Genomic DNA, 10807 nt, shown 5'->3' with positions numbered 1-10807 from the left:
CGGGCGCGCTCGTCACCGGGATGGCGCTCGCCGCGCTCGTGGGAGCGGGGGCGGCCGTGGGGACCGACGCCCTGCTGGACGGAGGCGGCGCCGCTCCGGTGACGAGCGGCTCGACGTCGGAGTCGATCATCGTCAACGACCAGGACGAGGTGAACGCGGTCACCGCGGCGGCGCTCAAGGCCTCCCCGTCGGTGGTGACGATCTCCGCCTCCGGCGGCGGTCAGTCCGGCTCCGGCTCCGGCGTGATCCTCGACGACGAGGGCCACATCCTGACCAACACGCACGTGGTCACGCTCGACGGCACGGCCAGCGACCCCGGCATCGAGGTCCAGCTCGAGGACGGCAGCGTCCACCCGGCCACCGTGGTCGGCACGGACCCGCTCTCCGACCTCGCGGTGCTCAAGGTCGACGTCCCGGGCCTGACGCCGGCGACCCTCGGCTCCCTGGACGACGTCAACGTGGGCGACACGGCGATCGCGATCGGGGCCCCCCTCGGGCTCGCGGGAACGGTGACCGACGGCATCGTCTCCACCCTGAACCGCACCATCGCCGTGGCCTCCTCCGCCGCGCCGTCCACGCCCTCCGAGGGCGGCTCCGAGCAGGGCGACGGCAACAACTTCTTCTTCGACCTCCCCGACGAGGAGGGCCGGGGCGGGGGCTCGCAGCGCGCCGCGGCGTCGGTCTACCTCAACGTGATGCAGACCGACGCCGCGATCAACCCGGGCAACTCGGGCGGTCCGCTGATCAACACCGACGGCGAGGTGATCGGGATCAACGTGGCGATCGCCTCGGCCGGGGCCGGCACGGAGGCCGGCAACATCGGCGTCGGCTTCTCGATCCCGGTCGACACCGCCCGGCGCGTGGCCGAGGAGATCATCGCGGACGGCACCGCCAGCCACGGCTACCTCGGCACGAGCGTCAGCGCCGCGCCCGCCGCCGACGGGCAGAGCCGGGCGTTCTCCGACGGCGCCGTGGTGCGCGAGGTCGTCCCCGGCTCGCCGGCCGACGAGGCCGGGCTGGAGGTCGACGACGTCGTCACCGAGTTCAACGGGCACCGGATCGAGGACGCGAACTCCCTCACCGCCGCCGTGCGGGAGCTGCCGGCGGGCGGGACCGGCAGCATGACGTTCCTGCGCGACGGCGAGGAGCGCACCGTCGAGGTGACCGTCGGGGACGCCGCGGAGCAGTCCTGATCCGGTGCGCGCGCCGGCCGGGCTACCGGCCGGCGCCGGCGAAGCCCAGTTGCCGCCAGGCCTCGTAGACGGCGATGGACGCCGAGTTCGCGAGGTTGAGCGAGCGGCGGGCGGGCAGCATCGGGATCCGGACCCGCGCGGTGACGTGCGGGTCCGCCTTGACCTCCGGGGGCAGCCCCACGGACTCGCGGCCGAACAGCAGCACGTCGCCGGGGCGGTAGGCGACGTCGGTGTGCGCCAGCTCCCCGTCCGTGGTGAAGGCGAAGACCCGCTCCGGGGCCAGCGCCGCCCAGGCCGTCTCCAAGTCCGGGTGCACGGTCAGCACGGCGAGGTCGTGGTAGTCGAGGCCGGCCCGGCGCAGGTGCGCGGAGCCGAAGTCGAAGCCCAGGGGCTCCACGAGGTGCAGCTCGGCCCCGGTGACGGCGGCCAGACGGATCGCGTTGCCGGTGTTGCCCGGGATCTCGGGGGTGTGGAAGAGGATGCGGAGCATGCCCGCCAGTCTACGGACGCCGGGCCGGCGCCCGGTCCGGCGGCCTAGACTGGAGGGCGTGCCGCACCGTCCCGTCTACCTCGACCACGCCGCCACCGCGCCCCTCCGGCCCTCCGCGCTCGCCGCGGTCACCGAGCAGCTGGCCCGCGGCGGCAACCCCTCCTCGCTGCACCGGGCCGGGCGGTCGGCGCGCACGGTGGTCGAGCAGGCCCGCGACGACGTCGCCGCGGCCCTCGGCGCGGACCCCGTCGAGGTGATCTTCACCTCCGGGGGCACCGAGGCCGACAACCTGGCCGTGCAGGGCCTGTACCGGCACCGCCGGGAGGCCGACCCGCGCCGCCGCCGCATCCTCGTCTCCTCGGTGGAGCACGCCGCGGTCGCCGAGACCGTGGAGTGGCTGGCCGCCCACGAGGGTGCCGAGCCCGTGCACCTGCCCGTCGACGCCGCGGGCCGGGTGGACCCGGAGACGGTCCGGGCGGAGCTGGCCCGGGACCCCGGCTCCGTGGCACTGCTGAGCGTGATGTGGGCCAACAACGAGGTCGGCACCGTCCAGCCCGTGGCGGAGCTGGCCGCGCTCGCCGAGGAGTTCGGCGTCCCCTTCCACTGCGACGCCGTCCAGGCCTTCGGCTCCCTGCCCGTCGACGCGCACCTGCCCGGGCTGACCACGCTGGCCGTCTCGGCGCACAAGGTGGGCGGGCCGGTGGGCGCGGGAGCCCTCGTGGCCGGGCGCGCCGTCGGGCTCGCCCCCGTCCAGCACGGCGGCGGGCAGGAGCGCCGGATCCGCTCCGGCACCCTCGACGCCGCCGCGCTCGCCGGCTTCGGGGCCGCGGCCCGGGAGGCCGTGGCCGAGCGGGCGGACGAGGCCGAGCGGCTCGCGGCCCTGCGCGACCGCCTGGTGGAGGGCGTGCGGCGGGCCGTGCCGGAGGCCGTGCTGCGCGGACCGGAGGATCCGGAGCACACGGGCGCCCGGCTGCCCGGCAACGCCCACTTCACCTTCCCGGGGTGCGAGGGGGACTCGCTGCTGTTCCTGCTCGACGGCGCCGGGATCGCCTCCTCCACCGGCTCGGCCTGCCACGCCGGGGTGCCCCGGGCGTCCTCGGTGCTGCTGGCCATGGGCCTCGACGAGGCCGCGGCCCGCGGGGCCCAGCGCTTCAGCCTGGGGCGCACGAGCACCGAGGCCGACGTCGACGCCCTGCTCGACGCGCTGCCCGAGGTCCACGCCCGGGCCCGGCGCGCCGGGCTCTCCGGGGCGCCCCCGGCCTGAGCCCGCACCCCCGGGCCGGGAATAGGCCCCGGCACCGGGTCGTTGAGCCCACGACCCCCGATCACGACCCCCGATCACGACCCCCGACCCACCTGCCCCCGCGCAGGGGAAGGACCCGACCGTGCGAGTACTGGCAGCCATGAGCGGCGGCGTCGACTCGGCCGTGGCGGCCGCCCGGGCCGTCGACGCCGGCCACGACGTCACGGGCGTGCACCTGGCCCTCTCCCGCGCCCCCGGCACCCTGCGCACCGGCTCCCGCGGCTGCTGCACGATCGAGGACTCCCGGGACGCGTGGCGCGCCGCCGACGTGCTGGGCATCCCCTACTACGTGTGGGACTTCTCCGAGCGCTTCCAGGCCGACGTGGTCGACGACTTCGTCGCCGAGTACGCCGCGGGGCGCACGCCCAACCCGTGCCTGCGCTGCAACGAGAAGATCAAGTTCGCGGCCCTGCTGGAGAAGGCCCTCGCCCTGGGCTTCGACGCCGTGTGCACCGGCCACTACGCCAAGGTCGTCCAGGACGCCGACGGCCGGCGGGAGCTGCACCGGGCCGCGGACTGGGCCAAGGACCAGTCCTACGTGCTGGGGGTGCTCACCGCCGAGCAGCTCGAGCACGTGCTGCTCCCGCTGGCCGACACCCCGTCCAAGGCCGAGGTGCGGGCCGAGGCGGCCCGGCGGGGCCTGTCCGTGGCGCAGAAGCCCGACTCCCACGACATCTGCTTCATCCCCGACGGCGACACCCGCGGCTGGCTCGCCGAGCGCATCGAGATGCGCGAGGGCGAGATCCGCGACGTCGAGGGCACCGTCGTCGGCACCCACCCCGGGGCCAACGCCTTCACCGTGGGCCAGCGCAGGGGCCTGCGGATCGGCACCCCCGCCCCCGACGGGAAGCCGCGCTTCGTGCTGGAGATCCGGCCCAAGACCAACGAGGTCGTCGTGGGCCCGGAGTCGATGCTCGCCGTGGACGAGCTGCGCGGGATCCGCCCCTCCTGGGCCGGGGCGCCCGTGCCCGAGGCGGCGCCGGTGCTGCGGCCCGGGGCCGCGGCGGGGGAGGCGTCGTCGTCGTTCCCCGTCCGGGCGCAGGTCCGTGCGCACGGGGACCCGGTGGCCGCCCGGGCGCACCTGGAGCTCGTCGAGGGTGCCGGCGGCGCCCCGGTGCCCGAGCTGGTGGTCCGGCTCGAGGAGCCGCTGCGCGGGGTCGCCCCCGGGCAGTCCGTCGTGCTCTACCAGGGCACCCGCGTGCTCGGGCAGGCCACCGTGGACCGGGCGCACTCGCTGGCCCGCCCCGACGTCGCGAGCGGGCCCGGCGCCGGCCGATAGACTGGCGGGCATGAGCGCTCCGCACCCCCACGCCTCCGCCGACGTCCGTGCCCACCACGACTTCGACCCCGCGGCGTCCTCGCTGCGGGGCGAGGCGGACCCCCGGGTGCTCGCCGAGCTGCAGTCCATCCGCGGCACCATCGACAACATCGACGCGGCCCTCGTGCACCTGCTCGCCGAGCGGTTCAAGGCCACCCAGCGCGTCGGGGTGCTCAAGGCCACCCACGGACTGCCGGCCGGGGACCCGGACCGCGAGACGGCCCAGATCGGCCGGCTGCGGGCCCTCGCCGCCTCCGCCCAGCTGGACCCGGAGTTCGCGGAGAAGTTCCTGAACTTCATCATCAGCGAGGTCATCCGCCACCACGTGGCCATCTCCGAGGACCACCGGCGGCAGGACCCGGACGAGTCGTGAACCGCGCACCCGACCCCCGGCGCACCGACCCGGACGTCCCGCACGTCGTGGGCACGGCCCTGGGCGCGATGCCCGGCACCGACGTGGTGGAGACCGTCACGCTGCTGCGCGGCGAGCTCGGCGCCCCGCACCTCTCCTTCCTGCCGTCCCTGCCCGCCCGCGGACCGGCCGCGGACCCGGTGGCCCGCACCGCCGCGGTGCTCGACGAGCTCCACGCGGACCGCCAGCCGCACGGGCTGCGCGTCTCCGGGGTCCCCGGCAAGGACTCCCGGGCCGCCCGGGCCCTGCTGGCCGGCGACGTCAACGTCCTCGCCGACGTGATCGGCGCCGAGAGCGGCGGTGACGACGCCCCGGTCAAGACCCAGCTGCTCGGCCCGCTCACCCTCGCCGCCCGGCTGCACCTGCACGCCGGGGAGCGCGCCCTCAAGGACCACGGCGCCCGCCGCGACCTGCGCGACTCCCTGGCCTCCGGGGTCGCCGCGCACGTGTGCGCCGTGCGGGCCGCGGCGCCCGGCCGCGAGGTCGTCGTCCAGCTGGACGAGCCGGACCTCGCGCAGGTGCTCGCGGGCACCCTGCCCACGATGAGCGGCTACCGCACCCTGCGGGCCGTGCCCGCGGCGGAGGCCCGGACCTCGCTGGCCGCCGTGGTCGAGGCCTGCCGCCAGGCCGGGGCCGCCGCCGTCGCGCTGCGGCTGCCCCCCGGGGTCGACCCCCGGCTGGCCCCGGAGGCCGGCGCCGACGCCGTCCAGCTGACCGCCCCGGAGGGCGCCGCCCGCGCCTGGGAACCGCTCGCCGCGCTCGTGGAGGACGGCACCGAGCTGTGGCTCGGCCTCGTCCCCGTGCCCCCCGCCGGTGCCGGCGCCGACGCGCTCGCCGCGGCCGTGTGGGGCACCTGGCGCGACCTGGGGCTGCCCGCGGCGGCCCTGGACCGCGTGCGCATCACGCCCCGGGAGGACCTCCTCGCCCTGGGCCCCGACGGGGTGCGCGAGGTCCTCTCCCGCGTCACCGGGACCGCCTCGGCCCTCGCCCGCACCGCGGCCGAGGCCTGAGGGGGCACCCGTGGGAGCCGACACACTGCGCGCCGAGGTGCGCGCCCCGGCCGGGATCGGGGACAATGCAGGTGGACCCCGGTCCAGCACGGTGCCCCGGACCTCCCGGGGCCACGGCAGGAGCCGCCTCCGGCGGGCCCGCCCGATCCCAGCGGAGAGGCGATGAACGCGCGAATACTGGTCGTCGACGACGACGCTGCCCTGTCGGAGATGATCGGGATCGTCCTGACCGCGGAGGGCTTCGAGCCCGTCTTCTGCTACGACGGCGGCACGGCCGTGGACACGTTCCGCGCCGTGCGCCCGGACCTGCTGCTGCTCGACCTCATGCTCCCGGGCAAGGACGGCATCCAGGTCTGCCGCGAGATCCGCACGATCTCCGACGTCCCGGTCGTGATGCTCACCGCGAAGTCGGACACCGTCGACGTCGTCCGCGGGCTGGAGGCCGGCGCCGACGACTACGTGCCCAAGCCCTTCAAGCCGGCCGAGCTCGTGGCCCGGGTCAAAGCCCGCCTGCGCCCGGTCGAGCGCGCCCACTCCTCCGAGCTGCGGATCGGTGACCTGACCATCGACGTCAGCGGGCACAGCGTGCACCGCGGCGACCACGAGATCAACCTCACCCCGCTCGAGTTCGACCTGCTCACCGCCCTGGCCCGGGCCCCGCACCAGGTCTTCTCCCGCGAGATGCTGCTGCGCGACGTGTGGGGCTACCAGCACGCCGCCGACACCCGGCTGGTCAACGTCCACGTGCAGCGGCTGCGCTCCAAGATCGAGCGGGACCCGGAGAACCCCGAGATCGTGGTCACCGTGCGCGGCGTCGGCTACAAGGCGGGCTCGTCCGCCCGATGACCCCGCAGGACGCCGTCGCCTCCCCCCGGCGCCGCGGGCCGGCCCGCGCCACGGGCCGCCGCCTGCAGCTGTTCCGGCTCCTCCTGGCGCGCCGCTGGCGGCAGTCCCTGCAGTTCCGCGCCATCGCCGTGTCCCTGTCCCTGACGGCACTGGCGTTCTTCGTCACCGGCAGCTTCCTCTCGCACCAGATCGCCGACCGGCTCTTCAACGAGCGCCTCGACCAGGTGCTCGCCTCGGCCACCGCGGACTTCGAGCAGGTGCAGGCCAGCTTCGACGCCTCCGACGCCTCGGACCGCGACGAGCTGCAGGCGCTCGTCGCCTCCACCCTGGGCGCGCTCTCGGTGGACGGCGCCGAGACGGAGCGCTGGATCCTGCTGCCGATGGACTACACGAGCGGACAGACCCTCATCCCGGCGCAGAGCCAGAGCCCGTGGATGACGTCGAGCACCGTCCCGCAGGAGCTGCAGAAGCGCCTCGCGGAGCAGGACGGGGTGTTCTGGCAGCCCGCGTCGGTGCCGATGACCGAGAACGGGGACGAGGTCCCGGTCGTCGTCGTGGGCACGGTGGTGGAGCTCTACCAGAACTCCCGCTACGGGCTCTACCTCGTCTACGACTTCTCCGAGCCCCAGCGGACCCTGGACGCGATGCACGCGGTGCTGCTGCTGTCGGTCGTGGTGCTGCTCCTGCTCGTGGGCGCGATCGTCTGGTACGTGACCCGGGAGGTCGTCCGCCCCGTCTCCAGCACGGCCCGGGTGGCCGAGCAGCTCGCCGAGGGCGACCTCGGGGTGCGCCTGCCGGTCAGCGGCTCGCACGAGGTCGCCCGGCTGGCGCGCTCCTTCAACCGGATGGCCGACAGCCTGCAGGAGCAGATCACCCAGCTGGAGCAGCTCTCCTCGATGCAGCAGACCTTCGTCTCCGACGTCTCCCACGAGCTGCGCACCCCGCTGACCACGGTCCGGATGGCCGCGGAGGTGCTGTTCAACGCCCGCGAGGACTTCGACCCCGTCAACCGGCGGTCCGCCGAGCTGCTCTACCACCAGGTGGACCGCTTCGACTCCCTCCTGGCCGACCTGCTCGAGATCTCCCGTTTCGACGCCGGCGCCGCCCGGCTCGAGGTGACCAGCGTGGAGCTGTTCTCCGTGGTGCACGACGTCGTGGAGGGCGCCGCCCCGCTCGCCGTCTCCTCGGGGTCGGCCGTGCGGGTGCGCTCCGAGCTGTCCCGCTGCACGGTCCAGGGCGACCAGCGGCGGATCGAGCGGATCCTGCGCAACCTCGTCGTGAACGCCCTGGAGCACGGGGAGGGCCGGCCCATCGACATCGTCGTGGGCGCCTCCGACGTCGCGGCGGCCGTGGCCGTGCGGGACCACGGCATCGGCATGGACGAGGCGGAGGCGGAGAAGGTGTTCAACCGCTTCTGGCGCGCCGACCCCGCCCGGGCCCGCACCACGGGCGGGACCGGTCTGGGCCTGGCCATCGCGACCGAGGACACCCGGCTGCACGGGGGGCGCCTCGACGTCTGGGGCGCCCCGGGGGAGGGCGCCTGCTTCCGGCTCACCCTGCCCCGCACCCGCGCGCGCCGGCTCGGACCGGAGGACACCAGCCCCGTCGGCCTGCCCCCGGATCCCGCCGCCTACCCGGAGACGGCGGAGGTGACGGCCACCGGCACCCTGGTCCTGACGTCCGTGCGGCCACCGGAGGAGACACCTCCGGCGGCGCCGGCCGACGAGGAGGACCGACCATGAGCAGCACCCACCGCCGCCGGGCCACGACGGCCGCCGCCCTGTGCCTGGCGGTGGCCCTCGGCGGCTGCGGCGCCATTCCGCGCTCCGGGCCGGTCCACCGCCACGCCGAGCCCACCCGCACCACGGCCGAGCCCACCTACGACGTCGCACCGGCGGGCCCCCAGGACGGCGCGGCGCCCGAGCAGGTGATCCGCGGCTTCCTCGCGGCCGGCACGGGCGTGGGCGACGACTACTCCGTGGCCCGGGAGTACCTGACCCCGGAGCTCGCGGCGACCTGGCACCCCGACGCGCGCACCATCGTGCACCGCGGCGAACCGTCGCTCGTGCCCCGGCTGGAGGAGAACGAGTACCGGATGAGCCTCGAGGTCGCCGCCGTCGTGGACGGCACGGGCGTGATCGAGCGCAAGCCCGCCGGGGCCGCCGAGGTGCTCGACTTCGACGTGGTCCAGGTGGACGGGCAGTGGCGGATCTCGGACGCCCCCGACGCCACTGTGCTCACCGCCACGGACTTCGAGGAGATCTTCGAGCCCCACCAGCTCTACTTCGCCGACACGGACGAGAGCAACTTCGTCGCGGACCCGCGCTGGTTCCCCGACCGCACGCCCGTGTCCACCTCGATCGTGCGCGGCCTGCTCGGCGGCCCCGCCCCCTACCTGCGCGGCGCGGTGAGCACCGCCTTCCCCGCCGGCACCACGCTGGCGGGCTCGGCGGTGCCGGTGCGCAACGGCACCGCGACCGTGGAGCTCAGCGTGCCCGACTTCGACCCGGCGAACATCGAGACCAACCGCCGGATGCACGACCAGCTCGCGCTGAGCCTGCGCTCGCTCACCTCCGTGAACGACGTCGAGCTGCTCGTGGACGGCGCGCCCGTGGAGCTCGGTGCGGGATGGACCGACGCGGCCCCGGTCGAGGACGTCACGGTGCCGTCCCGGCAGATCGGCCTGCGCGACGGCGGGCTCGTGTTCTACCAGGGCGGCCAGACCGACGTCGTCAACGGCCTCGCGTCCCTGGACGGCCACCGGCCCTCCAGCCCGGCGATGGACACCGCCGCCGAGCACTTCGCGTTCGTGGACGCCGGCACCGGCGCCCTGGTGACCATGGACCGTGCGTCGGAGCCCGTGGAGCGCTTCAGCGGCACGGGCCTGACCCGCCCGAGCTTCGACGAGCACGGGTGGGTGTGGGCCGCGGACTCGGCCGGGACGGTGCGGGCCGTGCGCCCCGGGGCCCGGGACGCGGAACCGGTGCGCGTGGAGGCCCCGTGGCTGGCCGCGCGGACGGTGACGTCCCTGCGGATCTCCCGCGGCGGCACGCGGGCGCTGGTGGTCACCCAGGACGACGGGGTCGCGCAGGTGTGGCTCTCGGGCGTGGTGCGCGGATCCGGGGGCGCTCCGCAGCGGCTCAACGAGCCGTACCGGGTGGCCGCGGACGTGGACGCGGACGTGGCGCTGTGGCTCAGCGACCGGGAGTTCGTGACCGCCCCGCTCGGCGGGACCGGGTCCGTGCGGCCCCGGGTCTACGACGTGTCGGGACGCCACCGGGAGCTGCCCGGCCTGGAGGGGCTCACGGGGCTCAGCGGCGGCAACGGCGCCTCCTCCGTCTACGCCGTGGCCGGCGGGACGCTGCACATGCTCACCGGCAACGCCTGGGCCCCGCAGAGCGAGGACGTGCGGGACACCGCCTTCGCCGGCTGACGCCCCCGCCGCCGTCCGCCGGCGGGACGTCCGCCACGGGTGCCCGCCGGCGCGTCGTCGGGCGCCGCGCGGTCCACAGGCGCGGCCGTGCGGACCCGGGTCCGCCCCGCGCGCCGGGCGGGTCCTCCGGGCCACCATGGGCCCATGCCCGTCGAACCGCACCGCGCCCGCGCCCTGGACCGTGCGGCCGTCCGCGTCCTGGACCGGCTGGCCGAGGCCGCCGAGGTCCTCGTGCCGGTGGAGTGCGCGGTGTGCCGGGCGCCGGGCAGCGGCCTGTGCCGGGGCTGCCGGATGCTGCTGCGCCGCTCGTGCGCCCGGCCGTTCGAGGCCTCCTCGGCCGCGCCCCTGCTCGGGCCGTGCCTGCCGGTCACCGCCGCAGGCCGCTACGCCCACGAGCTGGCGACCTGCGTGCTGGCGTTCAAGAACGGCGGCCGCACCGACCTCGCCCCCGTCCTGGCGGCCGCTCTGGCCACCGCCCTGCGTGCGGCCGCGCCGTCGTGGCCGCCGGGGCCGGTGCTCCTGGTCCCGGTGCCCACGGCGCCGTCCGCCCTGCGGCGGCGCTGGTTCGACCCCGTGCTCGTCCTGCTGGAGGACTGCGCACGCCGCGGGGTGCTCCCGGCGGGGACCGCGGTCGCCGGGCACCTGCGGCACCGCCGCGGCGTGCTCCCCGGGCCGGCGCAGAAGCGGCTCGGCCGCGCGGGCCGGCGCACCCGGCAGGCGGGGTCGCTGCGGGCGGCCGTGCCCGCCGGGGCCCGCTGCGTCGTCGTCGACGACGTGCTGACCACGGGCGCGACCCTCGCCG

Annotated in this window: 10 protein-coding genes; 9 read left to right on the top strand and 1 reads right to left on the bottom strand. The window is 76.2% G+C overall.

Going from position 1 to position 10807, the window contains the following annotated elements; genetic code table 11:
* On the top strand, window positions 1-1193 hold a 1193-nt coding region (locus tag ABL57_RS04520; protein ID WP_047802258.1), incomplete at its 5' end, for a S1C family serine protease.
* A 22-nt stretch (window positions 1194-1215) separates the two neighbouring features.
* Here ABL57_RS04520 and ABL57_RS04515 read toward each other — a convergent pair.
* Window positions 1216-1683: a tRNA (cytidine(34)-2'-O)-methyltransferase gene (locus tag ABL57_RS04515; protein WP_047802255.1), complete on the bottom strand. Its 468-nt coding sequence runs from the start codon at window positions 1681-1683 to the stop codon at window positions 1216-1218.
* 58 nt (window positions 1684-1741) lie between these two features.
* On the opposite strand from ABL57_RS04515, the gene ABL57_RS04510 reads away from it, so the two are divergent.
* The 8 genes from ABL57_RS04510 to ABL57_RS04475 form a co-directional block, all read left to right on the top strand.
* Entirely contained in the window at window positions 1742-2947 is a 1206-nt protein-coding gene (locus ABL57_RS04510) for a cysteine desulfurase family protein (protein WP_047802254.1), read from the top strand.
* 121 nt (window positions 2948-3068) lie between these two features.
* A complete protein-coding gene (gene mnmA / locus ABL57_RS04505; RefSeq protein ID WP_238985977.1) occupies window positions 3069-4265 on the top strand; it encodes a tRNA 2-thiouridine(34) synthase MnmA in 1197 nt (398 codons plus the stop codon).
* A 10-nt stretch (window positions 4266-4275) separates the two neighbouring features.
* Window positions 4276-4677, top strand: coding sequence for a chorismate mutase (locus tag ABL57_RS04500; RefSeq protein ID WP_047802252.1), 402 nt, complete (start codon window positions 4276-4278; stop codon window positions 4675-4677).
* Window positions 4674-5726, top strand: a complete 1053-nt coding sequence (locus ABL57_RS04495; protein WP_053004740.1) for a hypothetical protein — start codon at window positions 4674-4676, stop codon at window positions 5724-5726. The genes ABL57_RS04500 and ABL57_RS04495 overlap by 4 nt, the downstream gene beginning before the upstream one ends.
* A 162-nt stretch (window positions 5727-5888) precedes the next feature.
* Window positions 5889-6572: an MtrAB system response regulator MtrA gene (gene mtrA, locus ABL57_RS04490; RefSeq protein ID WP_047802251.1), complete on the top strand. Its 684-nt coding sequence runs from the start codon at window positions 5889-5891 to the stop codon at window positions 6570-6572.
* A complete protein-coding gene (gene mtrB, locus ABL57_RS04485) occupies window positions 6569-8314 on the top strand; it encodes an MtrAB system histidine kinase MtrB (RefSeq protein ID WP_047802250.1) in 1746 nt (581 codons plus the stop codon). Before mtrA ends, mtrB begins: the two co-directional genes overlap by 4 nt.
* Window positions 8311-10005 (top strand): LpqB family beta-propeller domain-containing protein, encoded by a 1695-nt coding sequence (locus tag ABL57_RS04480; protein WP_053004739.1) that lies wholly within the window; start codon window positions 8311-8313, stop codon window positions 10003-10005. Before mtrB ends, ABL57_RS04480 begins: the two co-directional genes overlap by 4 nt.
* A 144-nt stretch (window positions 10006-10149) precedes the next feature.
* Window positions 10150-10807 (top strand): ComF family protein (locus ABL57_RS04475; RefSeq protein WP_047802249.1); only part of this gene is annotated, 658 nt, incomplete at its 3' end.

It is taken from the genome of Kocuria sp. SM24M-10 (assembly GCF_001027955.1).
GTDB classification, from domain to species: Bacteria; Actinomycetota; Actinomycetes; order Actinomycetales; family Micrococcaceae; genus Kocuria; species Kocuria oceani.
The sequence above is the reverse complement of the archived record's forward strand: the minus strand, read 5'-3'. Positions and strand labels throughout refer to the sequence as shown.